Source organism: Sphaerisporangium sp. NPDC049457, assembly GCF_055586705.1.
In genome coordinates this window covers 50,063-76,382 of sequence record NZ_JBVJHR010000006.1, presented here as the reverse complement: position 1 = coordinate 76,382, position 26,320 = coordinate 50,063, and the positions used below count along the sequence as shown (strand labels likewise).

The window sequence follows — 26,320 nt, the reverse complement described above, 5'->3', positions numbered from 1 at the left end:
CGGACGGACGGGTGTCCTCCGGGCTCCGTCCGGCCCGCCTCCTCAGCGACCGCGATCGGCTTCACCGCCATTCCAGGAAGCTACGATGAAAAAAGTCAGCTCGCAATGTCGCCCGCCGGGCCGGCGGGCGAAAAGAGGCCGCGAATGTGACTTAGAGTTGACGCGGTGAACGCCAAGGAGTTATCGGTCGCGGCCGGCCTTCGAGCCGCCGAGACCGACCAGAAAGTCGCTCAATTCCCTGCCTCTCGGGTGCATATCGCCCAAAAGGGATACCATCCAGAAAATCCGACATCATGGTCCGCGGCCGTGCGTGATCCGGCCGACGGCGCAGACACCGATCTCAGCGCCCTGGGGCGTGCCCTTGGCATGCTCGGCGACCGCTGGGTGCTGCTCATCATCCAGCGCGCCTTCCTGCTGCGCGTGCGCACCTTCGCGGGCTGGCGCGACGAGCTCGGCATCTCGGAGTCCGTGCTCGCCACCCGGCTGAAAGAGCTCGTCAGCCACGGCATCCTCGCCCCTGCGGCCTACCGCGACGGCCGCACGCGCTACGAGTACCGGCTGACGGACGCGGGGCTTCGGCTGTGGTCCTTCCTGCTCGCCATCCACAGCTGGGAGCGCGACTGGGCCGACCGGCCGGGCCTGCTCGTCCCGTTCCACGACACCTGCGGGCAGGACGCCCGCCCCTACCTGGCGTGCGGCGCCTGCCTGCGCCCGGTGAGCGCCCGCGACACCGCCACCCGGCGCGGCCCGCGGGCGTCGTTCAGCCGCATCGGCCTGCCTCGCCATCATCGCCGCACCGTGCGCAGCGGCGACCGCGACGACTACATCGGCTACTGTCCGCACTCGATGGAGATCCTCGGCGACCGCTGGAGCACGGCGGTGCTCGCCGCGGCGCTGCTCGGCGTCAAGCGGTTCGTCGACTTCCAGAACGAACTCGGCATCGCGCCGTCGGTGCTGACCGACCGGCTCAAGCGGTTCGTCGAGGTCGGGGTGCTCAAGGCCGACTCCGGCCGCCTCTACCGGCTCACCGAGAAGGGGCTGGCCTTCTTCGAGGTCTTCGCCTTCCTGTCCGACTGGGCCCAGCGCGAGCTGCCCGTCCCGGAGGACGCCAGGCTGACGATCACGCACAAGGTCTGCGGCGAGGTCCTGCCGCCCGTCCTGGTGTGCCGGTCCTGCGGCGAGGTACTGGAGCGTCGGCGCGTCCATTTCGACCTGTCCGGGCACGTGCCGGCGGCCCGGCGCCCGCATTCGCGCCGCCACCGGCCGCCGACCCGGCGTCAGACGCCCACCGTGCCGCTGCCGGGCGCGTGAGCTGAAAGATTCAGCCCGCTCACAGGCTCGTCCGAGGTCGGTGAACGGACGCGCGCGGTGTCGTTGACAGGCGGTCGCCCCGCGGATGACGATCAGCGATCGAGCGCAGCAGAGCGATCCCGGTCCGGCGTGTGGGAGCGCTCCCACTTGTAAGCGACCTGTAGAAAGCGAGCTGTTTCATGGGTGCTCTCTTGCCCGGCCTGCCGGCCTCGTCGCCACCGTCGTCCCGCTTTCCCGCCTTCCGCCGGTTCGGAAGGCGGGAATTGCTCGCCGCCGTGGCCGCCGTGGCGGCGATCGCCGCCATGCTGTTGCCGGTGCGCGCCGCCTCGGCCGCCGATCCGGTGTGCAAGGTGGACTACACCGTGAACCAGTGGCCGGGAGGGTTCACCGCCTCCGTCAAGGTCACCAACCTCGGCTCGGCGGTGAGCGGCTGGCGGCTGGGCTGGGCGTTCGGCGGCGACCAGCGGGTCACGAACGCCTGGAGCGCGACGATCACCCAGTCGGGGACCGCGGTGACCGCCACCAACGCCGGGTACAACGGCAACCTGGCGACCGGGGCGTCGGCCGACTTCGGCTTCCAGGGCACCTGGGCGTCGTCCAACCCGACCCCGTCCGCCTTCACCTTCAACGGGGTCGACTGCAACGGCACCGGCCCCTCGCCGACCCCGACTCCGACGCCCACTCCGACTCCGACCCCCACGCCCACCCCGACTCCGACTCCCACCCCGACGCCCACGCCGACTCCGACTCCGACGCCCACCCCGACCGTGGAGCCTCCGCCCGGGTGCAACGGAGCCGTGGTGTGCTCCGGCTTCGAGGACCAGACGTCCACCTCGCCCAGCGGTGACTGGCAGGTCGTGACCCCCAACTGCTCGGGCACCGGCACGGCCACCATCGACACCTCCACCGTCCACAGCGGCGGCAAGGCGCTGCGGGTCAACGGTGGCGGCAACTACTGCAACCACATCTTCGTGGGCACCACCAAGAACGTGTCCTCGATCGGGCCGGTGGTCTACGCGCGCATGTGGGTCAGGCACACCACCGCCCTCCCCGCCACGCACGTCAGCATGATCACGATGGCGGACTCGGCCAACGGCAACAAGGACCTGCGCATCGGCGGGCAGAACAGCGCGCTGCAGTGGAACCGCGAGTCCGACGACGCCACGCTGCCCGAGCAGAGCCCGACCGGCGTCTCCCTGAGCAAGCCGCTGCCCACCGGCCGCTGGGTCTGCCTGCGCTACCAGATCGACACCACCAAGCAGGCGATGAGCACCTACCTGGACGACCAGGAGGTCGCGGGCCTGCACCTGGACCAGACGCCCACCCGGGACATCGACTCCCAGTGGCTCAGCCGCTCGACCGCGCCGCGTCCTGCGACGCTGCGCCTCGGCTGGGAGAGCTACGGCAGCGACTCCGACACCATCTGGTACGACGACGTCGCCTTCGGCTCCTCGCCGATCTCCTGCTGAGGCCCTGACCCCGATGGGACGGCCGTTCCGCCGGCCGTCCCATCAACCGCTCGCGGGCTCCGGCTCGTCAGCCGCTCGCCGGCTCCGGCTCGCGGGACCCGGCGCCCGCGAGCCACTTCTCGTGGGCGTCGCTCAGCCGCCGCCACAGCTCGTCCTTGCGCTCCGCGGCGACATCGTCCAGGGTCAGGCCGAAGACGTCGGCCAGCGCCTCGAAGTAGTCACGACGCCCCCGCAGGAGCGACGTCCCCTCCTCCGAGCCGACGCGCATCAGGTTCAGGCCGCGAAGGCAGTCGATCCCCGCGACGTCCCGCCGTTGCACCGACATGACGTGCCGGAAGCTCGACTCCGGCGAGGTTGATAGTTCGTGATGTTTCGCGGTGAACACCGACATGTCCACCGGTTCTGGTCGGAAGTCCATGCCGACGAAGCTGCCGCGCGGGTCGTGCTCGAACCGCCAGCCGCCCGGCTCGGCCGCCGAAGGACGCAGGCGGTACTCGAACGGACCCTGCCGGTGGACGCCCTCGACGAGCGGGAGCGGCTCGTGGAGGGCGTCGCCGAGGCCGACGTCGACGAACCACACGCCCTCCGGGCACCGCTCCGACGGCAGGCCCGACACGGTGAGCGCCAGATGGTTGCCGTTGGCGCCCACGGGGCCGCCCGCGGAGCCCTGCACCCCGCCCACATGCCGGCTCACCTGGTATCCCAGCTCGGCCAGCAGCAGCGAGAAGGCCCCGTTCAGATGGAAGCAGTAGCCTCCCCTGCCCCGCAGGATGCGCCCGGCCGACTCCACCGGCTCGACCGACGTCGGGTCCTCCAGCCAGATGTGGAAGTACTCGTAGGGCACGCGTTCGACGTGCGCTCTGTGCAGCCGTACCAGCGACTCGACGCTGGGCGGCCCGCCGAGACCGGCCAGCCCGATACGGCGCAGATAGCCGGAAACCTCAGAAGATCTCGTCACGGGCCAAGCTAACCAGGCTGCATCAGATCTGCACATATGGGCCCGGGCCGTCTGCACGAGCCGGTTCTAGGCTTCCAGCGTGACAGACCAGCGACGCATCCTCGTGGTCGAGGACGACAGCACCATCGCCCTCGCCGTGCGCAGCCGGCTGATGGCCGAAGGCTTCGACGTCCGCATCGCCGGCGACGGCGAGGAGGCGCTCGCCGCGTACGCGAAGGCCGAGCCGGACCTGGTGGTGCTCGACCGGCTGCTGCCCCGCCTCGACGGCGTGGAGGTGTGCCGGCGGATGCAGGCCGCGCGGCCGGTGCCGGTGCTGATGCTGACCGCGCTGGGCGAGGAGACCGACCTGCTCGTCGGGCTCGGCGTCGGCGCGGACGACTACCTGACCAAGCCGTTCAGCATGCGCGAGCTGGTGGCCAGGATCCACGCCCTGCTGCGCCGGGTCGAACGGGCCGCCCAGCTCGCCCGCGAGGACACGGTCATCCGCGCCGGCGACGTGGAGATCAACACCGCCGAGCGCAGGGTCTTCGTGCGCGGTGTGGAGGCGCAGCTGACGCGCACGGAGTTCGACCTGCTGAGGCGGCTCGCGGAGCGTCCGGGTCACGTCTTCGAGCGCGAACGGCTGCTGTCGGACATCTGGGGCTTCTCCGAGGCCGCGGCCACCCGCACGGTGGACAGCCACGTGCGCGCGCTGCGCCGCAAGCTCGGCTCCGGCATCGTCCGCACCGTCCACGGCGTCGGCTACGCGCTGGTCAAGCCATGAGGCCGCTCGACTTCCTCGGCCGGATCAAGGTCAAGCTGGGGCTGGTCATCCTGCTCGCGGTCGCCACCGCCTTCGCGCTCAACGAGTACGGCCGCTTCCTGGGAGTGGTCCCCTGGGCGCGCATGGGGCTCGCCGCCGTCCTCAGCCTCGGCACGGTGCAACTCGTCGGCAGGGGGATGACCAGGCCGCTTCGCGAGATGGCCGCCGCCGCCCAGACGATCGCCAAGGGACGGTACGGCATGCGCGTCAGGGCCACCTCGCGCGACGAGGTCGGCGAGCTGGCGCGGGCGTTCAACGCCATGGCGGCCGACCTGGCGGAGGTGGACCGGCAGCGCCGCCGGCTGGTGGCCAACGTCAGCCACGAGCTGCGCACGCCCATCGCCGGGCTGCAGGCCGTGCTGGAGAACCTCGTCGACGGCGTCTCCTCGCCCGACCGCGCCACCCTGAGCACGGCGCTCACCCAGACCGAGCGTCTCGGCCGGCTGGTGGCCCAGCTGCTGGATCTGTCCCGGCTGGACTCCGGCGCCCGGCACATCGAGCCCGAGCCCGTCGAGCTCGGCCCGCTGTGCGCCCAGGCCGTACGGGAGGCGGGGCTCGCGCGCGAGGAGGTCTCGCTGTCCAGCTCGGCGTCCGAGGGGCTGGGCGTCCACGCCGACCCGGCCCTGCTCGGCCAGGTGCTGGCCAACCTGCTCGACAACGCGGTCCGGCACAGCCCGTCCGGCGGCCTGGTCCGCCTCGAAGCCCGCGCGGAGGGAGCGGGGGTGCGGCTCAGCGTCACCGACCAGGGGCCGGGGATCCCCGCCTCGGAGCGTCCCCGGGTCTTCGAGCGGTTCTCCCGTCTGGACGCCGCCCGGGCGGCTGACGCGGGCGGCACGGGCCTCGGCCTGGCCATCGTCAAGGAGATCGTCGAACTGCACGGAGGCTCGGTGCGGGTCGACGACACCCCGTCCGGCTGCCGCATGGTGGTCGACCTGCCTGGAAGGACCACGGTCATGAGCGACCCCCCCGACGGCCTGCCGGAGGCCACCACCACGGCCACGACCGGCGACACCTCCGACGCCCGCGAGCCGGCGAGCGGCGTCCAGGTCGCCGGACCGGACCGGCCGGGTGAGACCACAGGACCCACGCCAGAGGCGGCGGGGGCGATGAGAGCCAGGGGAGCGGCATCGCACGATGCCGGCGCCGCGAAAGCCGCTGAGGCCCCGGCGGAGGGGGCCGGCGTTCGAGCGGCCGCGGGGGCGGAGGATCCTCGCGTTCCGCAGACCGTGGGTGCCACGGTGGAGCAGGCCGGCGCTTCGCGGAGCGCAGGGGTTGCGGTGGAGAAGCCCGGTGCTTCGGAGGCGGCGGGAACCGCAGGGGGCGCCGATCCGGTGGTCACATCTGATTTGTCCGGCATTCCTGACGCGCCGGCCGTCCTTGTCGTGCCGCGCAGGCCGAAGGCGCCCGGCGAGCCTCTGGCGGAACCGCTGGCGATGCCGCAAGGTGCGGCCATCGCGGAACCGGATGCCGCCACGGCGGCCGTCGCCGTCGCGGAGAACCCAGAGACGCCTGAGGACGCGGCCCCCGCGCGGGCTGCGGAGGCGTCCGAGAACATGCCGCCCGAGGCGGACCAGCGGTCGCAGGCGACGCGGCAGCGACCGCACGAGACCCGCGAGCAGTCACAGGGGACGCTGCAGCAGCCGGCGGGGGGGCATCACAGGCCGCAGGGGATGGACCGGCCGTCGCCGGAGACGCGTCCGGGGGCGTCCGGGTTCGGCCCGCCGGACTACGTGCCGCCACCGCTGCTGCCCCGGCCGAACCTGCCGCCCACACCCCGGTGGCTGCTGCCGTCGGCGGCGGCGGTCGGCCTGTTCGCCGCGCTCGCGCTCCCGTTCGCCCGTACGGGGCTCGGCGTGGTGCTGGTGGCCGTCGCCGCCGGCGCGGCCGTGCTCCCGGCGGCACGGCACCGCGTCACCCCTTGGACGGGCGCCTTCGCCCTGCTGGCGTACGCGCTGGTGGCGGTCGCGATGTTCCGGGACGCGGAATGGCTGATCTTCCCCATGCTGCTGGCGGGCTTCGGCCTGGCCGCCCTCGCGGTGTCGGGCGCCGGCCGAGGCTGGCCGGGAGTGATCAGGGGAGGGATGTCGGTGGCGCTGGCCGTCCTGCCGCTGCCGTGGTTCCTCATCGCGCCGCTCAAGGGCATCGACCGGCGGCGCACCCTGGGCCCGCTGCTGGCCGGGCTGGGCATCGCGGCGGTGCTGCTGCTGGTGTTCGGCGTGCTGTTCGCCTCGGCCGACGCCGTCTTCGCCTCCTTCATGTCGCACGTGTTCACCGCTCCGGCGTGGGCCTCCTCCCTGCCGGGCCGCCTGGTGATCTTCGTGATGTTCGCCGCGCTGGTCGGGGCCGCGACCCTCGTCGCGCTGCGCCCGACGGTCGAGCCGGCCGGTCAGCGGGCGCGCCGGAGGGTGAACCGCATCCTGTGGACGATCCCCCTCGGGGCGGTCGACCTGCTGTTCGCCGCCTTCGTGGCCGTGCAGATCAGCACGCTGTTCGGCGGCAACCGCAGGGTGATGGAGACCGCGGGGCTGACCTACGCCGAATACGCCAGGTCGGGGTTCTTCGAGCTGGTCACGGTCAGCGTCTTCGTGCTCGGCCTGGTCGCGGTGGCGACGGCCGTGGTGGCGGCGCAGGGCCGCGAACGCCTGCTGCTGGCCGGCCTGCTGGGCCTGCTGTGCGGTCTGACCCTGGTGATCCTCGCCTCGGCGCTGCACCGGCTCGGGCTGTACATCGACGCCTACGGCCTGTCCCTGCTGCGCGCCTCGGTCGGCGCGGCCATCTGGTGGCTGGCGGCGGTGTTCGCTCTGGTGCTGGTGGCGGGGGCCATGCGGCTGACCCGCCGGAACGCGGGCTGGCTGCCGCGCACGGTGGTGCTGGTGACGGGCCTGTCGATGCTGACCTTCGCGATCTGGAACCCCGACCTGCGGGTCGCCGAGTCGCAGCTGCGCATCCGCGACTTCTCGCAGCTCGACTTCGCCTACATCACCGACCTCGGCGCCGACGCCGTGCCCGCCATCGACGGGCTGCCCTCGGCGGCGCGCGACTGCCTGCTGTCGCAGATGTCGTCCGTGCGGCGGCTGCGCGAGCCCGACGGCTGGAGCGGGTGGAACCTGGCGCGCGAGCACGCGCGCGACCTGCTCGGCGACCGGCCGCCGATGGCGCCGTCCCAGGCCTGCGGCAAGGATATAAGGTCGCGTGGGACATAGGTCATCAACGGCGGGCTCGTCGAAAGGCACGGCGCGGTGCACGGTTCGGTATACGTCTACGTCGAAGACGTGCGCGACGAGGGCGCCGGGCGGGTCCTCGACCGCATCGCCGGGTACGGCGTGCGCGAGGTGACGGTCGCCGCGGCCTCCCACGGCGCCCGTGACGTCACCCCGCACGGCGCCTCACGGGTGACGGTCCGCTTCGATGGCGTGCACTTCCCGCCGCCCGCCGACCTGTTCACCGGCCTGCGGCTCGCGCCCCCTGTGCAGCCGGGGGCCGAGCGCGAGCCGATCGCGGCGCTGCGCGCGGCCGCCGCCGAGCGCGGCATGGCCCTGCACGGCTGGGCGGTTTTCCTGCACGACCTCACCCTCGGCCTGGCCAACCCCGACGTCACCGTGCACGACTGCTTCGGCGGGCGCGGCTTCCCCGCCGCGCTGTGCCCCGCCCATCCGGACGTGCGGCTGTACGCCGTCGCGCTGGCCCGGTCGGTGGCGCGGCTGGGCGTGGACAGCGTGGTCGCCGAGTCGCTGCACTTCGGGGGGTTCGCACAGGGTTACCAGCAAGAGAGGTGCTTCGTCCCGCTCGGCCCGATGGACGAGTTCCTGTTCTCCCTGTGCTTCTGCCCGTGGTGCATGCGGCGGGCGACGGACCTCGGCGTCAAGGCGGAGGTCGCGCGCGAAGAGTGCGCCCGCATCGTCGGCGGGGTGCTCGACGGCGACCCGCCCGCGCAGGGTGAGGTGACGCGGGCCGCGCTCACGGCGTACGCGGGCCCGGACGTGGTCGCGTACGCGCGCGCCCGCTCAGAGACGGTGACCTCGCTGGTCAGCGAGGTGTCCTCCGCGGTGGCCGCCGAGGGGTCCAAGCTGACCTTCCTGGACGGCACCGGGCACCGCAAGGGATACGCCGACGGGCTGCCGCCCGCCGGGCTCGCGGCGCACGACGCCTGGCAGCTCGGCGTAGACCTGGTGGCCCTCGGCGACCTGGTCCCGTCCTTCGGGGTCCTCGCCTACGCCAGGGACGCCGCGCGGGTGGCCGACGACGTCGGGGCCTACCGCCGCTCGGTCGGCAACGACAGAGAACTGCGCGTCGTGCTGCGTCCGGGCAGGCCGGACACCGACTCCGAGGAGCGGCTGGCCGCGAAGGTCCGCGCGGTGCGGGCGGCCGGCGGCGACGCGGTGGACTTCCACGCCTACGGGCTCGTGCCGTACAGCGTCCTTGACCGCATCCCCGGAGCCCTCGGCCACGAGACCTGACCCCCGCCCCACCGACGCCGCCTCTTCCCCTCCGCGCCTTCGTGCCCTCCGCCGTGCCGACCCGGATGATCTTACTGAGAGCGCTCTCTGTTAGGAGGCCCTCTGAAGGGCATCCGTGGGGCGACACTTTCAGAACACCCGGTTCTTCCCGTCGCCCCTTGTCAGACCGTGATCATCAGGCAATTCGCAGCTGCCGATGCTCGTACTTCCTGGTCAGCGGGCCCCCGGCGCGGCGGCTCTGCGGGCCCTGACGACAGACGTCGGCGAGAGCGCTCTCACGATCTACGAGAAACATTTTCTCGCTGTTGACACCGGTTGTCGGGCGATCTAACGTCAGCGGCGCTGAGAGCGTTACAAGCGCGTTACGTCGACGAGAACAGATGGTTCCCCGTGCGCGGCGCCGAACGGCCGCCGGTCCCGCGCCGCTGAGCCGCCGCCGGACGCCGTCCCATCGCGGGCGGCGGCCGGTCCACCCCCCACGACGAGGATCTCTCCGCGTGACCTGCGACCCGTCCACGGGCACGCGCGCGATCCGTCGGCTTCGTACGCATGGGCGACTGATCCGTCCACCGACTCGTCCTGAGAGATCCGACTCGTCCCGAGAGATGAGGAGCATCATGGGCATGACCACCGACCCACCGGTACGGCGCCGCCGCTCACGGCTTCGCGCCCTGCTGGCCGCCGCGGGCGCCGCCGTCCTTCCGGTGATCGCGCTGACCGTCGGCGGCGGACCCGCCGGAGCCTCCGTCCCCGCCACACCCAGCGGATGGAGCCTGGTGTGGAGCGACGACTTCGACGGCGCCGCGGGGACGCTGCCCTCGTCCGCGAACTGGATCATCGACACCGGGCACGCGTATCCGGGCGGGCCGGGCAACTGGGGCACCGGCGAGATCCAGAACTACACCGCCAACTCGTCCAACGTGAGCCTGGACGGCGGCGGCAACCTCCGCATCACCCCGCTCAGGAGCGGCTCGGGGGAATGGACCTCCGCGCGCATCGAGACCCGGCGCACCGACTTCAAACCGGCCGCAGGCACCGTCCTGCGCATCGAGGGCCGCATCCAGATGCCCAACGTCACCGGCGACGCGGCGCTCGGCTACTGGCCGGCGTTCTGGGCGCTGGGCTCGCCGTATCGCGGCAACTACCAGAACTGGCCCGCCATCGGCGAGTTCGACATCATGGAGAACGTCAACGGGATCAACTCCGTGTGGGGCGTGCTCCACTGCGGCACCAACCCCGGCGGCGCGTGCGCCGAGACCAACGGCATCGGCGCCAGCCGCGCCTGCCCCGGTTCGAGCTGCCAGTCGGCCATGCACACCTACCGCTTCGAGTGGGACCGCTCGGTCAGCCCGAACCAGCTGCGCTGGTACGTCGACGGACAGCAGTTCCACAGCGTCAGCCAGAGTCAGCTCGACGCCACGACCTGGAACAACATGACCGGTCACGGAGGCTACTTCCTGCTGCTCAACGTGGCCATGGGCGGAGCGTTCCCCAACGGGGTCGCCGGCATCGGCACCCCGACCTCGGCCACCGTGTCCGGCCGGCCCATGGTGGTCGACTACGTGGCCGTCTGGCAGAGCGGCGGAGGATCCACCCCGCCGCCGAGCTCGCCGCCGCCCAGCTCGCCGCCGCCCGGCGGCGTCGACGCGCGCTCCACGATCCAGGCCGAGCGGTACCAGGCGCAGTCGGGCACCCAGCTGGAGACCACCACCGACAGCGGCGGCGGGCAGAACGTCTCGTACATCGCCAACGGCGACTGGCTGCGCTACGACGGGGTGAACTTCGGCTCCTCCGCCGCCCGGCAGTTCGTGGCCCGCGTCGCCTCGGGCGCCGGCGGCGGCGTCAGCGGCCTGGTCCAGGTGCGGCTCGACAGCCTCACCGCCTCTCCGATCGGTGACTTCGCCGTCGGGAACACCGGCGGGTGGCAGAGCTGGCGCACGGTGCCGGCCAACATCTCGGGGGTGACGGGCACGCATACGGTGTACATCACCTTCTCCAGCGGCCAGCCCGCCGACTTCGTCAACCTCAACTGGTTCACCTTCGGCAGCTGACCCGTCCACGCCGCGCTCCCCCCCGGTGGCGCTCGCCGCTCGGCTCGACCCCGGCTGCACGGCTGCGCTCACCCCACGGCTCGCGTCCCCTCCACCAGGACGCGAGCCGCCGGCGTCCCCGGTGGCCGATCAGCGCGAACGGCCCGTGCTCCCCGCCAGCGCGGTGGCGACGCCGAGTCCGAGGTACACCAAGCCGCTGACGTATCTCAGCGCCCGGTGCCTGCGGCGCAGCAACCCGCTCAGCGTGCCGGCGCCGACCGCGTACACCATGTCGGCGGCGATGCCGAACAGCAGCAACGTCAGCCCGAGGACGACGATCTGCAGAGCGGCGGACCCGGCCGCCGGGTCGACGAACTGGGGGAGGAAGGCCAGGAAGAACAGGATGACCTTCGGGTTGAGCACGTTGACGATCACGCCCTCGAGGAACACCTCGCGCAGCGGCTGGGCGCTCGCCGCGCGGGCGGCGGCGCCGTCCCGGCCGCTCAGCGTGCGGATGCCGAGATAGACCAGGTACAGGGCGCCCGCCCACTTGACGGCGGTGAACGCCGCGGCCGACCGCGCGATCAGGTAGGAGAGCCCGGCCGCCGCCGCGGCGATGTGGATGAGCGTCCCGGTCTCCACTCCGATGGCCGACGCCACGGCCGCCGCGCGTCCCTGGGCGATGCCACGCGCCGTGATGTACAGGTTGTTCGGACCCGGAACGATCACCAGCACCATCGCGGCCAGCGAGAAGACCAGCAAGGTCGAGCCAGAGACCATGCCTGCGACCCTAAACCCCGCCGAGCGGCGGAAAGAGGTCCATATCCACCCTCGCCCCCTGGTCCAAACGATATGTCGGAGGCGCGTGCGATACTCCCGAACGTGGCGTGGCGCGAGGCGAGCAGTGCTCTTGTCGGGCGGTCGGGTGAGTTCGACCGCCTGCTAGGGGTGCTCGACGCCGCCGCCGCGGGGCAGGCCGGCGTGGCCGTCGTCAGCGGCGACGCGGGCATCGGCAAGACCCGCCTGGTCACCGAGTTCGTCGGCCTGGCGCGCACCCGGGGCTTCGCCGTGCTGACCGGCCAGTGCGCCGAGCTGGGCGACGCCCTGCCATACCTTCCGCTCGCCGACGCTCTCCGAGGCGCGGCCGCCGAGCCCGATCTCGCGCAGGCGATCGAGGCCCGCCCGACGCTCCGCAGGCTGGTCCCCGGCGCGTCGTTCGACTCCCCGTCAGAGGCCGGCTCGCGCCTCACCCAGCAACAACTCTTCGGCTCGATGCTCGACTTCCTCGCCGAGGCGTCGGCGGCCAGGCCGGTCGTCTTCGTGCTGGAAGACCTGCACTGGGCCGACCGGTCCACCCGTGACCTGCTGGTCTTCCTCAGCCGCATGCTGCAACGCGAGAGAGTGTGCCTGGTCGGCACCTACCGAACCGACGACCTGCACCGGCGTCATCCGCTGCGTCCCCTGCTCGCCGAGTTGCAGCGGCTTCCGTCCGTGACCGCCGTGCCGCTCGGCCCGCTGGACGCCGACGAGCTGTCCGAGCACCTCGTGGCCATCGGCGGCGCCGACGCCAAGGCGATGCGCGCCATCATCGCGCGCGCCGAAGGCAATCCCTTCTACGCCGAGGAGCTCCTGGCGGCCGAGGGGTTGCCGTACAACGTGGCCAATCTGCTGCTCGCGCGCGTCGAACGGCTGTCAGAGCCCGCGCAGGGCGTTTTGCGCGCCGCCGCGGTCGCCGGCCGGCGCATCGACCACGATCTGCTGCAGAAGGTCTCGGGTCTTCCCGACATCGAGCTGGAGGACGCCATCCGCGAGATCGTCTCGTGCGGCCTGCTGCTGCCCGACGGCGACTACGGCTACGCGTTCCGGCACGCCCTGTTGCAGGAGGCCGTCTACACCGATCTGCTTCCCGGTGAGCGGGCGCGGTTGCACGGCCGGTTCACCCACCTGCTCGATTCGCCCGCCGAGCTCGCCTATCACCACCTCGCCGGTCACGATCTGCCCGGCGCTCTGGCCGCGTCCGTCGAGGCCGGCCGGCGGGCCGACCGTCTCGGCGCGCCCGTCGAGGCCCACAGCCACTACGACCAGGCACTCGCGCTGTGGCACCGCGTCCCTGATGCCGAGCGGGTGGCGGGCATAGACCGCGTCCGGCTGGCACTGCTGTCCGCCGCGGCGGCCGAAGAGAGCGGGGACACCCACCGGGCGGTCGCCCAAGTACGAGACATCCTCGCCGCCGAGCAGCCGACGGCCGAGGTGTGGGAGCGCCTCGCGTACTACCTGGTCAACGCCGGCGACGACCCCGGCGCCATCGAGGCCGCCGACACGGCCGTGGATCTCGCCACGAAGGCCGCCGCCCCCGGCCACGCCGACGCGTGCGCGCTCGCCGTCCTGGCCAGAGCGCTGGCCACGTGCGCGCGGGCTCTGGTCTGGACTCCCCGGCACGGCGAGGTCGAGCTTCTCGCCGGCCGTGCGCTGGAGGCCGCGCGCGCGTCGGGCGTGCGCGACGCCGAGTCCAGTGCGTTGATCACCCTTGCCGTGGTCGCCGACATCGGCGGCGACCGTCAGCGGGCGGAAGAGCTGCTGACCGTCGCCGCGGGCATCCGGTCCAAAGATCTCTCCATCGACCTTCGCGCCATCTTCAGCCTGGCCAGGGTGCAGTACGACCGCGGCCACCTCGCCGACGCCGCCACCACCGCAGATCGAGGTGTCGCCCTGGCCCGCGAGACGGGCCTTTCATGGAGCCTGTACGGCACCGACCTGCGCTTCCTCCGGCTGCTCATCCACTACACGGCCGGCGACTGGGAGCAGGCGGGCGAGCTGGCCGCCGGGTTCGCGGTGCGGGTGGGCAGGCTTCCCGAGGCGCGGCTGTCGGGGTACGCGCTGTTCGTCGAGGTCGCACGCGGCGACGCGATCGTCGACGAACGCCTGAGCTGGTCGCGGCCGTTCTGGAACGACGAGTTCATCACCTACATCGTGCGCGGGCTGGCGGCTGAGCACGCGCTGTGGAACGGCGATCCGCGAGCCGCGATGGAGCACATCGACGCGGTGATCGCCGCCCTCGAACCCTTCGACCCGGCGTCGATCCGCATCTGCGCCACCGGCCTGTGGGCGCTCGCCGAGCTGGCGCTGCCGGCTCCCAGCGCCGACGACCTGGCGAAGGCCGACGACCTGCTCGCACGCGCCCACGCCGCGGCGACTCTCGGGCCCGGCTCGGGCACGCGGGGCGCGATGGGCGTCGAAGGACGGGCGTGGCTGGCCAGGGCAGAGGCCGAACGACGGAGAGCCGCAGGCATCGCCGATCCGGCGGCGTGGCGGGCCGCGGTGGAGGCCTTCGACTTCGGTTCGGTCTACGAGGTCGCACGGTCGCGTTGGCGTCTGGCGGAGGCCCTGCTCGTCTCAGGCGACCGCGACGAGGCTTTCCGAGAGTGGCGGCAGGCCATGGAAACGGCCGAGGCCCTCGGCGCCGCGCCTCTCCACCGCGCCCTCACCGACCTCGGGCGCAGAGCCCGCTTCGCCACCCAGTCCAAGCACGACTCCGCCCCCGATGGCGCGTCCTCGCCGTCCGGTCCCGCTACGACGGCGTCGTCCGCGCAGGCAGGCGACCATCACACCCCTGCGATCACGCTGACCGTCCGCGAGCAGGAGGTCCTCGCCCTCGTCGCCACGGGCCTGTCCAACCGTGAGATCGCCGAACGGCTCTTCATCGCGAACAAGACCGTCAGCGTGCACGTCTCCAACATCCTCGCCAAACTAGGCGTCTCCTCCCGCACCCAAGCCGCCGCCTACGCCCACCGACAAGGCCTCCTCCCATAACCCAACGCACCGATTTCCGCCACACCCCGGTGCGCCGCGGCATCCGGGCGGTACATCGGGCGGATGCCGGCGACCTCCGGCTTTGCCCCCGCGTGCCGTGGTCCTGGTCATGATCGGCGCCCTCCCGCGTCACGCGAAACCGGGCCGGCGCTTTCCGCTCGCTCAGTGATCGGCCGCGGCGGTTTCCGGCCCGTTGGCGGGTCTGGGGGCGGTGTTCTCGTCAGGAGCGAGTACGAGGTCGCGCACTATCTGAATCAGCTCGGCCGGGTCGAACGGCTTGGTGAGGTAGGCGTCGACTCCGATGCCGAGACCGCGCTTCTTGTCATCTTCCTGGGCCCTGGCCGTGATCATCATGATCTTTATATGGCTCAGGCTCTCGTCCGCACGAAGCTTCGTGGCCGTCATCCAGCCGTCCAGGCGCGGCATCATCACGTCCAACGTGATCACATCCGGTCGGACGGACGCCACTCGGTCGAGGCAGTCCTGCCCGTCCACCGCCGTCTCCACCTGAAAACCTTCCAAGCTGAGATTCACGGCGATGAGCTGCCGGATCACCTCATCGTCGTCCACTACCAGCACGCGTCCCAGAACCTCGTCCACGGCCGCGAGGCTAACTCTTAAGAACGCCTCCCGCGAGCCTTTCCAGAAACTCGACGAACTGCGGGCGTCCTACCAGCCCCTTATCCACAGCCCAGCAGTCGCAGGACATTCAGTCTCCCGCATCACCGCAGGTCAGCCTCGGTTCACCCGCTACCTCGTGAATCGACCGCGGCGAAACTTATCCACAGAACCGCTTTCGGGTCAACGGCGGACAGTCCGCCGAAATGATCCTGGGTCTCGATTCGCCATCGAGCCCAAGGAGGGCACCGTGATCACGATGCTCGTCACCACCGTCCTCGTCACGGGGGCGGCCCTTTCTCCAGGTGGCGGCGAGGTCGCTCCCCGCCTGCCAACGAGTCGATGCACGCAGATCCGCTGGTTCCCGGCCCCCCACACGCACCCCCCGCGCACCTCCGCCTCCGCGCCCCGACCGGCTCCAACCCAGCTCTCCACCTCCACCCGCACCGGTTCCTCCACCTCCCACCGCCCCGCCCCAAAGTCCATCCGACACCGACTCGCCACCATCCCCGGTCACCTGGCCACGGTCCCCGGTCACCTGGCCGCCATCCCTGGTCACCTGGCGACCACCCCCGAGTACCTGACCACCGTCCCTGGGCATCTCGCCACTCTCCCTCAGCGCCTGGCGACCATCCCCGGTCACCTGGCCACCGTCCCCCGGCACCTGGCCACCATCCACGGTCACCTCGCTGCCGCCTTCGGCCGCACGGGCCCGCATTCCGCTCCGGTGCTCGGCGTCACGGCGTGCGCCGGAGCGACCGGCGACGGCCCTCCTCCGGCCTCGCCCACGGCGTCGGGCACCTCCCGGCCGTCCTGGCCGCTCCACCGTCAGATCGACCCCTACGGCTCGCCGGGCGCCCGCCTGTGGCTCTGGCCGGCACCCGATCTCGTGCCCGACAAGATCGGCCCCCACGTCGGAGATGAGCCCCTCGTCCGCATCCACCAGCCGGCTCCCGGCGGACGAGAGCCATCTCCACCCCGGCAAGGCGGCGACGCCGCACCATCAAGTGATCAGCCGGCCCCAGGCCCCCAACGTGTCGCCGACGATCGGTCCCGTCCTGGCTCGGGGCATGCCGTCGGTGGGCGGGCGGCTCAGCGGCCACGGCGTGTCGTCAGCGGCCGATCCGCTTCGGGTTCGCGGCAGGCGGCGGCGGGGGCCATCGCCGCGCGGGCGGCCGTCCGGCAGATCGGCACGCCGTACGTCTGGGGCGGAGGGTCCAAGACCGGGGCGACAGGTGGAGGGTTCGACTGCTCAGGGCTGGCTCTCTATGCATGGTCCCGGGCCGGGGTCTCCCTTCCTCACTACACCGGCACCCAGTTCGCCAAGGGAAGCAAGATCCCCTTCTCCCGGCTCAAGGAAGGCGACCTGGTCTTCTTCGGCGGCGGGAACGGAGATCCCACTCATGTCGGCATCTATCTGAAAAACGGCATGATGGTCCACGCCCCGAAGTCCGGCGACGTCGTGCGCACCGTCGACTTCGCCCACTCCAGCTACTACCGAGCGCGCTACCGAGGAGCCATCCGCCCAGGCAAGTAAGCCTCCGCAGGCGCGTAGGAGGAGGAGTCAGCACGTCCGGGGGAGCGGCTGGGGATGTGCTGGGGGGCGGACGACCGTCTAGGGCGATGGGCTCAGCGCCGTCCGGGGGAGCGGCGGGGATGTGCGGGGGTACGAGGGTAGAGGCCGATCATCGTTGGCAGGGAGGTCGGGAGGGCCGTCCGGGGGGTCCGTCCGGAGGTTCGTGCGGAAGTCCGTCCGGGGTCTGTCTGAGGGCGTGCATCTGTCGGTTCGGGGCTCGGCGGGTCGGGGTCGTGGGGGTGGGAGGCCTGTCGTGGCGGGCATGTTCGGTCGGTCCGGGGTTTCTGAGTAACGGTGGACCTCCAGATGCTGGTAGCCTTACCACTCGTTGAGCCCCCTTAGCTCAGGGGATAGAGCACCGGCCTCCGGAGCCGGGAGCGCAAGTTCGAATCTTGCAGGGGGCACACGATCTTGACCAGCGGATCCGTCCGCTGACCAGGGCGAACAGCACAGCAACGGGCGGGCCTCCAGTCTCACGGAGTCCCGCCCGCTCTCGTTGCGCTCGCTGCTTGTGGGCCATCTCTGGGCCAAGGTCAAAAGGTCAGGCCCGCCGGCGGTCGGACTGGCCACGGCACCCAAACTAAGGATCTCTGCACTCAGGGTGCGTTCACCTGCTTGCGCTCAGGCTATAAGGGACACGCTTGGCTAGCTTGATCTGGTTGGCTTGCGGCAAGCTAGCTTGAGCTAGGTGCAGTTCGTGGCCGCTGTCCCCCCACTTGAGGTCGAATCGTGACTTCTAGAGCAACAAGAAGCGCCGAGTATTCTCGCATCCGCTCACTTTGGAGGCGATTTACGGGACGCCTGCCAAGCGGGGTTGTAACTGAAAAAACTGAGAGCTCGGTTGGCTCTGAAGGCGTAGTCTCATTCGAAGAGTTCAAGATGTATTACGAGTCGACGGAGTTGGTGACCGAGCGCCGCTTGTCGATGAACCGTTGGAACTATTCTGTATGTGTGGCTGTGGTCTTGGCCATCGGCGCTATTGTAGCGTGGTCGCTGACCAGGGAAACCTATGGGTTCCTCGGATTATGCGGTGTCCTTGTGCTCGCTCTCGTCGCGTCGATGCTTTGTCTGTACTGGATTCGCCAGATAGATGACTATAAAGCTCTAAATGGGGCTAAATTTGCGGTCCTCAACGCAATGGCGCCCTTGATATCATTCGATGGGGTCGAAGGAAGTTCTCCTGCCCGCTCTTATCGTCCTTTTGAGCGAGAATGGAGTATCCTCCAGGAACGCCATGCGCTAGCTTTGGTCCAGCGTGGCAGGCTGCGTAACGCCTTAGTGCTCAGCTCCTCGGGGGCCGAGTACTTCATCCCGAAGGCTTTTCTGGTCCTGTTCTTGGCCATTGCGGTTACTGTCGTACTCTTCGCGAGTCTAAGCTGGTCTTCCATTACAAAAAGTGTTTCCCCGTTCTATCGAAGCCCCATGCCAACGGTCAGCGGGCTTCCTGTGCCTGCGGTCAGGCGAAGCCCTGGCTCGGTATCCCCCTCGGAGCACTCGCCTTCGCCTGCCGGTGTTTCGCTGACGGGGGTTCCGCGTGCCACGCCTTGAATTCGAGGAGTCAGATATGCCTGAATATGTGTATGTTATTATGCCTGTCGCGTCTGATCCGCTTCACAGTAAGCGTCGTATGGCGATTGAGCAAGCAATACTTGCGAATGGCCTACACCCCTACTTTCCTCTAGATTGCGACGACACTCCGATGGCTTTCCATTTCGAGCGGGCGCTGGAGAAGATCAAGGGCGCTGGAGCGGTGGTCGTAGATCTGTCGCTCCAGCGCCCGAGCTGTTACTATGAATTGGGTTTGGTTCAGGCTGTAGGGAAGCGCAGTATTTTGCTTGCAGAGGTGGGAACCCCTATTCACCAGATGGATCGGCGCGAGACCGTCTACCTCTATGAATCTCTCGAAGAGTTGACCGACCAACTTACTTCTAAGCTGAATATGGCGCGCTCTTAGTGTAGGCTCTGTCCCATTCCGATAGGGCTACGCTGGTGAAGCGATTACCTTTCTCAAGTCGTCCGCCCAGGTCTTTGGCTTAGCGCTTCAGGAGAACCTCCACCGCTATTGCCCCGCATGGGCTGCTTTTTCGGTTGCATCCACGCCTGCGTTCTGCCGCGGATCACGGCGCGGAAAGCTTCCCGAGGAGGGGATCCTGGGCATCCCCGCGGGCGCCATGTACTTCGGGGCGCTGAGGCTGCTCGCCATCCTCGGTGAATCCTGTCACTCGGTTTGATCAGCCTCTGGGGACTGGTGCATCCCTAGCTGATCCCCGTGCTGGGTGGGCGCCGGGTACCGCCATGGTTTTCACTCAGTGCAACCGTCGTCGTGGGCTCCGTCCCGCTGGTGGGCTACTCGTTCACCCTGCCTGTGCGGATTCCTCGTGCCGCCGCTGAGGTGAGTTCGGACGGTCCATTCGCCCTGGCCGGTGCGTTCGTTGGCTTCCTGCCTTTCTTGAGTGGGTGATCGCGCTACCGGGCGCCGGTTGGTCGTACTGCCGGGCGCGCTCGGCGGGTCACTCCGGCCGCTGCCGGTTGACCTGTCGTGTGGGTCCCGGGGCTCTTGATCGCTGGGCGGGGGCGTACTCGTGGGCGGGAGCGTCGGCGCGGTCGTCGCGGCCGGCGCGGCGGCACTTGGCGGTGGCGAGGGTACGGGTCGGCGCTTGACGGGGGCGGTGGCGGTAAGGGGGCCTGGTTTTGTGGAGGGCGTCGAAAGTTTCATTTTTGGGTGGGGTGGGGGTGTGGTGCTGGGGGGCCGTGCTTTGGGTGGGTGGGGTGGCGGTGGGCTGGTCTGTCGGGCGGGTCGTCCGAGGCGGGGGCGTGCTTGACAGAGCGTCGTCATGGGTGGTGCGGGCCGGCGGTTATCAAGTTCATTGACACGACACCTGACATTCACTTATCGTCTCAGTCGTGTCCCCGAAAGTTTTTTTGAAGGTTTGAAAGTTTCGGCGGCCGTCCTGCGGGATCCCTGCCAGGAAGAGGGCGGCGCGCGCCTAATCCCGGCAGCGGTTCAGGAGGAACGAACGTGGCGTCACAGCTCGTCCTGTTCGCGATTGACATTTGCGCGGTGGCCTTGCTCGTCTTCGGGCTCTATTTCCCGCGACACCGCCGCCGCGACCTGGTCGTCGCCTACCTGGGGGTCAACGTCGGCGTCCTCGCGGTCGCGAGCGCGCTGAGTGCCAGCAACGTCGGCGCCGGGCTCGGGCTGGGGCTGGCGTTGTTCGGCGTGCTGTCGATCATTCGCCTGCGCTCGACCGAGCTCGACCAGCACGAGGTCGCGTATTACTTCTCCGCCCTCGCCCTGGGCATCCTCGGCGCGCTGAGCACCACCTCGGCGTGGCTCAGCGGCGGCCTGATGGCGCTGATCCTCGCGGTGATGTACTTCGGCGACCATCGGCGGCTGTTCCGCAACTACCGGCACCAGATCCTGGTGCTCGACTCCGCCATCACCGACGATGTCGCGCTCGTCGCGCACCTGGAACAGCTGCTCGACGCCCGCGTGCACGCGGTCACCGTCCAGCGGCTGGACATGGTGAACGAGACCACCGTGGTCGACGTCCGGTACGCGCGGACCGAACGCGGCCTGACGGCCGAATCGAGCGCGCCCGCACATTCCGGGGCGCGCCGATGACCACGACGCCCCTCGGGCCGGCGCTGGCGCGGCTGGCCCCCGTCGGGCTCGCCGAGCTGATCGACCGCGCCGCGTTGCAGACCAGGGTGGACCGCAAGTACCTCGTCCCGATGGAGGTGCTGCCGCCTCTGCTGGAACAGCTCACGCCGTACGCCCAGGCGCTGGACATCGACGGCGAACGCACTTTCCGCTACAAGTCCGTGTACTTCGACACGCCGCTGCTGGCCAGCTTCCACTGCGCCGCCTATCGCAGACGCCGGCGATTCAAGGTGCGCACCCGCACCTATCTCGACTCCGCCGAATGCTGGCTCGAAGTCAAGATCAGCGGCGCGCGGGGGAACATCACCAAACACCGGCTGCCCTACCACCCGCAGGACTCCGGCACCGTGCACCCGGGGCGCGACTTCGTCGACGAAGCGCTCGCCCGCGAGTCGATCGGCCCCGTCGCCGGCAGTTCCCTCGACCCGATCCTGGTCACCGAGTACCACCGCGCCACCCTGCTGCTGCCGGACACCGCGAGCCGGGTCACCATCGACACCGGCCTCGTCTGGGAGCACGCCGGCGCCACGCTGCTACTGCCCGGGTTCGCCGTGGTGGAGACCAAGACCACCTCGGCCGCCACGCCGGTCGACCGCATGTTGTGGCAGAGAAGGATGAGGCCCGTCCGCATCTCCAAGTACGCCACCGGTCTGGCCGCTCTCCGTGTGGACCTGCCCGACGTGCCGTGGCGGCGGACGCTGCGCCGCCACTTCCAGGGCACCGCGTCGCCGGCGGACCCGGCGCCCGCCATCTTCGATCGACCCGAGCAGGAGGCATCGTGCGTCTGACCACCAGCAGCATCGGCGGCGCGGCGACCCGCCGCACCAAGGGAATCGCGATCGCCGCCGTGCTTCTCGCCGGGCTCCTCACCCCGTTCACGTCACCGGCCGGCGCCGAAGCGGGTCCCGGCGCCCGGTCGGACGGCCGCGCCGCGAGCGCCGCGGCCACCGGCGCCGGCTCCGCGACCGCCGCTTCCGCCGCGGCGGAAGCGGCGGACGACCTGGTCGGCGACATCACCTTCTCGACGCCGAGCGGCACCTTCCAGGGGCAGGTGGCGGTGTCGCTGAGCACCGCGATCAGCGGAGCCCAGATCCGCTACACCACCAACGGACAGCTGCCCACCGCGCAGTCGACGCTCTATCAGGGCTCACCGCTGCAGTTCACCCGCACCACGCAGTTGCGGGCGCAGGCCTTCGTCGGCCAGACGGCGTCCGGGGCGCCCGGAACGGCCATGTACGTCGCCCGGGACGCCACCACGACGGCCCATGACCTGCCGCTGGTCGTGCTCGACTCCTACGGCGCGGGCAAGCCGGGCCGGACGTACATCGACGCCGCCGCCATGATCTTCGAGCCGAGCACCGGCGGGACGACGTCGCTGGCGGCGGCTCCCGCGGTCGCCACCCGCGCCGGATTCCATCTGCGGGGGCAGTCGTCGGCCATGTTCGACAAGGCGCCGTACCGCATCGAGTTCTGGGACAACGACAACGACGACGCGGACTACCCGGTGCTGGGCATGCCCGCCGACTCCGACTGGGTGCTGCGCGGGCCGTTCCCGGACAAGTCGCTGATCAGGGAGGCCCTGACCTACGACCTCGGCAAGGAGATGGGGCTGAAGGTCCCGCGGTACAGGTTCGTGGAGTTCTACCTCAACACCGACGCCACCAGCGTGGGCACCGGCGACTACATGGGCGTCTACATGCTGGTCGAGACGATCAAGAACTCCAAGAACCGCCTCGACCTCAAGAAGCTGGACGAGGATGACACGACCCTGCCGAAGATCACGGGCGGGTACATCTTCAAGTTCGAGTGGCTGGCCGCGGAGGAGCCGACGTTGCCGTGCAGCGGGACGACGGCGACCTGCTGGAACTACCTCGAAGTGGTCGACCCGTCGCCGCTGCAGTCCGCACAGCGGGACTGGCTGCGCAACCACATCCAGGAGTTCCACAACGTGCTCCACGCGTCCAACTCCGCCGACCCGACGACCGGTTACCGCAAGTACATCGACGTCGGCTCGTTCGTGGACGATCTGATCATCAACGAGCTCAGCCGGAACATGGACGCGTACATCCGCAGTACCCACTTCTACAAGGACCGGGACACCAAGATCTTCGCCGGTCCGCTGTGGGACTTCGACCTCACCTACGGTGTGGGCGGATTCTTCCAGAACGACCAGGCCGCGGGCTGGCAGTACCAGCAGACCCGGCAGCCTGTGGCGAACGACTGGTTCCCCCAGCTTCTGCGGGACCCGGCCTTCGTCAACGACGTCAGGTTGCGCTGGCAGACGTTGCGCCGTGGCCTGCTCTCCGACGCCGCCCTGCAGAGCAGGATCGACGCTCTCGCCAGGCCGCTGACCAACGCCGCGCAGCGCAACTTCCAGCGCTGGCCGAACCTCACGACGCGGATGGTCGGCCCCTTCATCACCCCGACCGCCTCCACGTGGCAGGCCCAGGTGCAGTACATGCGCGACTGGACGCTGAGCCGCGCCGCCTGGCTGGACTCGACCTCAGGGTGGGGTGGCCCGGTCACCACGCCGACCCCGACCCCGACTCCCACTCCGACGCCGACTCCCACTCCGACGCCGACCCCCACCCCCACTCCGACCCCCACCCCCACTCCGACCCCCACCCCCACGCCCACGCCGACCCCGACTCCGACCCCCACGCCGACTCCGTCGCCCACGCCGTCACCCGGCACGGCTCGATGCACCGCGACGTACACGCTGGTCAACCAGTGGCCCGGCGGCTTCCAGGGCGAGGTCAAGGTCACGGCGGGCACCTCGGCGATCAGCAACTGGACCGTGTCCTGGACGTTCGCGGCCGGTGAGACGATCTCTCAGGTGTGGAACGCCACCCTCACGAGCCAGGGAGCGGCGATCACCGCCCGCAACGTCTCCCACAACGGCTCTGTCGCGGCCGGAGCCGGCACCACCTTCGGGTTCCTCGGCTCCGCCTCCACCGGCACTCCAGGCAGGCCGACGCTCACCTGCACGGGAAGCTGACAGCCAACGGCCGGTGAAGGCGCGTACCTGGCACCCATCTGGTGCCAGGTACGCGTCTCGCGTGCGTAAGACGGGGTGGCCAATTCGGGTATTCGGCATAATCGCCGTACCCGCCCGGGTGTATTTAGGTGAAAATTTCACGACATGTTTCGTCGCGTATAACGCGACCGCCGCGACGTTCCGGCAGGCGGAGACGGGCGCCGAAGGGCTTATGAGAACGCGGCGCGACCCGAGGGTTTCGAAAGTTTCATGCTGGCCTTGACACATTTCGGGGCGGTTTCCAAACTGAGTCCCCGAGGCGGCCTCTCGGTGCCAGCCGGTGGTGTGGTGGCAGGAGATCTCCTTCCGCGACGTCTTCGTGGTGGGCGTTCCCGTGATGGGAGGGGCGTCGGCCCCGCAGGGCGTCGCCACGTCTTTTCGCTGTTCCGTGACTCAGTTGTGGAGGCTCAGACATGAGCGCAAACGCCACTCGCCCGGATCGATTCCGGCGACCACGCAGCGGCCCTGGCCGGCTGCTGCTCGCCGGTGCCCTCGGACTTCTCGGCACGATCACGGCGCTGTCGGTGTCGGCGCCGGCCGGCGCGGCCGAGAGCACGCTTGGTGCGGCGGCGGCGCAGAGCGGCCGGTACTTCGGCACCGCGATCAGCACGAGCAGGCTCGGCGACTCGGCGTACACCACCATCGCGAACCGTGAGTTCAACATGGTGACGGCCGAGAACGAGATGAAGATCGACGCCACCGAGCCGAACCAGAACCAGTTCAACTTCAGCGCCGGTGACCGGGTCTACAACTGGGCGGTGCAGAACGGCAAGCGGGTGCGCGGGCACACCCTCGCCTGGCACGGCCAGCAGCCGGGCTGGATGCAGTCGATGTCGGGCAGCGCGCTGCGCCAGGCGATGATCAACCACATCAACGGCGTCATGGGCCACTACAAGGGCAAGATCTACGCCTGGGACGTGGTGAACGAGGCCTTCGACGACGGCAGCGGCGGCCGCCGCGACTCGAACCTGCAGCGCACCGGCAACGACTGGATCGAGGTCGCGTTCCGCACCGCCCGGGCGGCCGACCCCGACGCCAAGCTCTGCTACAACGACTACAACATCGACAACTGGTCCTGGGCCAAGACGCAGGGCGTCTACAACATGGTCCGCGACTTCAAGCAGCGCGGCGTCCCGATCGACTGCGTCGGCCTGCAGTCGCACTTCAACAGCGGCAGCGCCTACAACAGCAACTACCGCACCACGATCTCCAGCTTCGCCGCCCTCGGCGTGGACGTGCAGATCACCGAGCTGGACGTCCAGGGCGCCTCGGCCACCACCTACCGCAACATCGTCAACGACTGCCTGGCCGTCCCGCGCTGCGCCGGCATCACCGTGTGGGGCGTCCGCGACCAGGACTCCTGGCGCTCGGGCGACACCCCGCTGCTGTTCAGCGGCAACAACAAGAAGCCGGCCTACGACGCCGTCCTCGACGCCCTGAACAACGCCACCCCCAACCCCACGCCGACCCCGACGCCGACGCCCACCCCGACGCCCACCCCCACGCCCACCCCCACTCCGACTCCGACGCCCACGCCGACGCCGACGCCGGGTACAGGGGCGTGTTCGGCGACGATCAGCACGGTCAGCAGCTGGCCGGGCGGGTTCCAGTCGGCGGTGACGGTCAACGCGGGCAGTTCCCCGGTCAACGGGTGGACCGTGCGCTGGACCTGGCCCGGCGGGCAGAGCTTCAGCAGCGTGTGGAGCGGCCAGCCGAGCGTGTCCGGCTCCAGCGTCACCGTGCGCAACGCCGACTACAACGGCACCATCTCGGCGAACGGGTCCACGTCCTTCGGCTTCACCGCCAACGGCACCGCGGCCACCCCGAGCGTCACCTGCAGCAGCCCCTGACCTCTCAGGCGGAGGCGCTCACGGTGAACGAGCGCCCGTGACAGCGCACCACGCGTGCACCGCCGCCACGGACGCACCGTGACCGATCGTCGAAGAGGCCGGCCGAAACATCGGCCGGCCTCCTTGGCGTCGGACCCACGACGCCATGCCCGGCGACGGCCGGGCGGGCGTACTCGTCAGCGCCTGCGACGGCCGGTGAGCCTCGGCGGGCGCCGCTGGAGTTCAGCCGCGCTGCCAGGTGACGGCGGCGAACGCGATGGAGCAGACCAGGAAGCCGGCGGAGACCGCGGCCAGCCCGCCCCAGAACGAGCCGACCGACGGGCCGAGGTCGATGCCGAGGCCGGCGGCCGTGAGCGCGCCCGCCACCGCGCCGAGGACCAGGCCGGGCACCCAGTGCCGGGGCCGGTGCGCAAGGGCCCCCACCAGCGGCATGATCAGGGGGAGCAGGGCGATGCCCCAGCCGGCGCGCGGTTCGCCGAACAGCGCGATGCGCAGCGCGGAAACGGCGGCAGCCACGCCGATCGCGATCACGGTCCAGATCACCAGCTTGACGGGACCGTAACCGCGGTCGGACTCTCCGGCCGTGTAGGCGCCCAGGCCGAACGTCCAATAGGACAACAGGTCGGCGACCAGGTCGCCGACGCCGGATTTCCAGTCGTCCGGTTCCGCCTGACCGTCGTCTTGCACTGCATCCCGCTCCCTTGGTGACGCCTGCCGGCCGTGAGGTCCACGGAGCGG

The 26,320-nt window shown here is 70.2% G+C and carries 18 protein-coding genes and 1 tRNA gene; 15 read left to right on the top strand and 4 right to left on the bottom strand.

What is annotated here, in order from left to right; genetic code table 11:
* The first annotated feature begins 306 nt into the window (after positions 1-306).
* Positions 307-1,311 carry a winged helix-turn-helix transcriptional regulator gene (locus ACZ6QO_RS11325; RefSeq protein ID WP_465849814.1) on the top strand — a complete coding sequence of 335 codons (1,005 nt, stop codon included), beginning with the start codon at positions 307-309 and terminating at the stop codon, positions 1,309-1,311.
* 179 nt (positions 1,312-1,490) lie between these two features.
* Positions 1,491-2,780 carry a cellulose-binding domain-containing protein gene (locus ACZ6QO_RS11320; protein ID WP_465849812.1) on the top strand — a complete coding sequence of 430 codons (1,290 nt, stop codon included), beginning with the start codon at positions 1,491-1,493 and terminating at the stop codon, positions 2,778-2,780.
* Between the two features lie 67 nt (positions 2,781-2,847).
* On the opposite strand, the gene ACZ6QO_RS11315 is transcribed toward ACZ6QO_RS11320, so the two are convergent.
* Positions 2,848-3,738 carry an arylamine N-acetyltransferase family protein gene (locus tag ACZ6QO_RS11315; protein ID WP_465849810.1) on the bottom strand — a complete coding sequence of 297 codons (891 nt, stop codon included), beginning with the start codon at positions 3,736-3,738 and terminating at the stop codon, positions 2,848-2,850.
* Between the two features lie 79 nt (positions 3,739-3,817).
* On the opposite strand from ACZ6QO_RS11315, the gene ACZ6QO_RS11310 reads away from it, so the two are divergent.
* The 4 genes from ACZ6QO_RS11310 (at position 3,818) to ACZ6QO_RS11295 (ending at position 11,048) form a co-directional block, all read left to right on the top strand.
* Positions 3,818-4,501 carry a response regulator transcription factor gene (locus tag ACZ6QO_RS11310; RefSeq protein WP_465849808.1) on the top strand — a complete coding sequence of 228 codons (684 nt, stop codon included), beginning with the start codon at positions 3,818-3,820 and terminating at the stop codon, positions 4,499-4,501.
* On the top strand, positions 4,498-7,743 hold the full coding sequence (locus ACZ6QO_RS11305) for a DUF4153 domain-containing protein (RefSeq protein WP_465849806.1): 3,246 nt from the start codon (positions 4,498-4,500) through the stop codon (positions 7,741-7,743). Before ACZ6QO_RS11310 ends, ACZ6QO_RS11305 begins: the two co-directional genes overlap by 4 nt.
* Before the next feature lie 36 nt (positions 7,744-7,779).
* Positions 7,780-8,997 carry a hypothetical protein gene (locus tag ACZ6QO_RS11300; protein ID WP_465849804.1) on the top strand — a complete coding sequence of 406 codons (1,218 nt, stop codon included), beginning with the start codon at positions 7,780-7,782 and terminating at the stop codon, positions 8,995-8,997.
* Positions 8,998-9,620: 623 nt separating this feature from the next.
* Positions 9,621-11,048: a glycoside hydrolase family 16 protein gene (locus tag ACZ6QO_RS11295; RefSeq protein ID WP_465849802.1), complete on the top strand. Its 1,428-nt coding sequence runs from the start codon at positions 9,621-9,623 to the stop codon at positions 11,046-11,048.
* Positions 11,049-11,177: 129 nt separating this feature from the next.
* Here ACZ6QO_RS11295 and ACZ6QO_RS11290 read toward each other — a convergent pair whose 3' ends face one another.
* Entirely contained in the window at positions 11,178-11,807 is a 630-nt protein-coding gene (locus ACZ6QO_RS11290; RefSeq protein ID WP_465849800.1) for a LysE family translocator, read from the bottom strand.
* A gap of 102 nt (positions 11,808-11,909) precedes the next feature.
* Here ACZ6QO_RS11290 and ACZ6QO_RS11285 point away from each other — a divergent pair, with 102 nt between their 5' ends.
* Positions 11,910-14,837 (top strand): helix-turn-helix transcriptional regulator, encoded by a 2,928-nt coding sequence (locus tag ACZ6QO_RS11285; RefSeq protein WP_465849798.1) that lies wholly within the window; start codon positions 11,910-11,912, stop codon positions 14,835-14,837.
* Between the two features lie 162 nt (positions 14,838-14,999).
* On the opposite strand, the gene ACZ6QO_RS11280 is transcribed toward ACZ6QO_RS11285, so the two are convergent.
* Positions 15,000-15,416, bottom strand: coding sequence for a response regulator transcription factor (locus tag ACZ6QO_RS11280; RefSeq protein WP_465850152.1), 417 nt, complete (start codon positions 15,414-15,416; stop codon positions 15,000-15,002).
* Positions 15,417-15,714: 298 nt separating this feature from the next.
* Between ACZ6QO_RS11280 and ACZ6QO_RS11275 the strand changes: the two genes are divergently transcribed.
* The 8 genes from ACZ6QO_RS11275 (at position 15,715) to ACZ6QO_RS11240 (ending at position 25,582) form a co-directional block, all read left to right on the top strand.
* A complete protein-coding gene (locus ACZ6QO_RS11275) occupies positions 15,715-16,992 on the top strand; it encodes a C40 family peptidase (protein ID WP_465850150.1) in 1,278 nt (425 codons plus the stop codon).
* 371 nt (positions 16,993-17,363) lie between these two features.
* Positions 17,364-17,435 (top strand) — tRNA-Arg (locus ACZ6QO_RS11270).
* 325 nt (positions 17,436-17,760) lie between these two features.
* Positions 17,761-18,579 (top strand): RipA family octameric membrane protein, encoded by an 819-nt coding sequence (locus ACZ6QO_RS11265; protein WP_465849796.1) that lies wholly within the window; start codon positions 17,761-17,763, stop codon positions 18,577-18,579.
* Between the two features lie 16 nt (positions 18,580-18,595).
* On the top strand, positions 18,596-18,985 hold the full coding sequence (locus ACZ6QO_RS11260; protein ID WP_465849795.1) for a hypothetical protein: 390 nt from the start codon (positions 18,596-18,598) through the stop codon (positions 18,983-18,985).
* 1,065 nt (positions 18,986-20,050) lie between these two features.
* Positions 20,051-20,656 (top strand): DUF4956 domain-containing protein, encoded by a 606-nt coding sequence (locus tag ACZ6QO_RS11255; protein WP_465849793.1) that lies wholly within the window; start codon positions 20,051-20,053, stop codon positions 20,654-20,656.
* Complete coding sequence (locus ACZ6QO_RS11250) at positions 20,653-21,483, top strand: polyphosphate polymerase domain-containing protein (protein ID WP_465849791.1); 831 nt, start codon at positions 20,653-20,655, stop codon at positions 21,481-21,483. The genes ACZ6QO_RS11255 and ACZ6QO_RS11250 overlap by 4 nt, the downstream gene beginning before the upstream one ends.
* Complete coding sequence (locus ACZ6QO_RS11245; protein WP_465849789.1) at positions 21,474-23,693, top strand: CotH kinase family protein; 2,220 nt, start codon at positions 21,474-21,476, stop codon at positions 23,691-23,693. Before ACZ6QO_RS11250 ends, ACZ6QO_RS11245 begins: the two co-directional genes overlap by 10 nt.
* 452 nt (positions 23,694-24,145) lie before the next feature.
* A complete protein-coding gene (locus ACZ6QO_RS11240) occupies positions 24,146-25,582 on the top strand; it encodes a glycoside hydrolase family 10 protein (RefSeq protein ID WP_465849787.1) in 1,437 nt (478 codons plus the stop codon).
* A gap of 222 nt (positions 25,583-25,804) precedes the next feature.
* On the opposite strand, the gene ACZ6QO_RS11235 is transcribed toward ACZ6QO_RS11240, so the two are convergent.
* Entirely contained in the window at positions 25,805-26,269 is a 465-nt protein-coding gene (locus tag ACZ6QO_RS11235; protein ID WP_465849785.1) for a hypothetical protein, read from the bottom strand.
* Positions 26,270-26,320 lie beyond the last annotated feature (51 nt).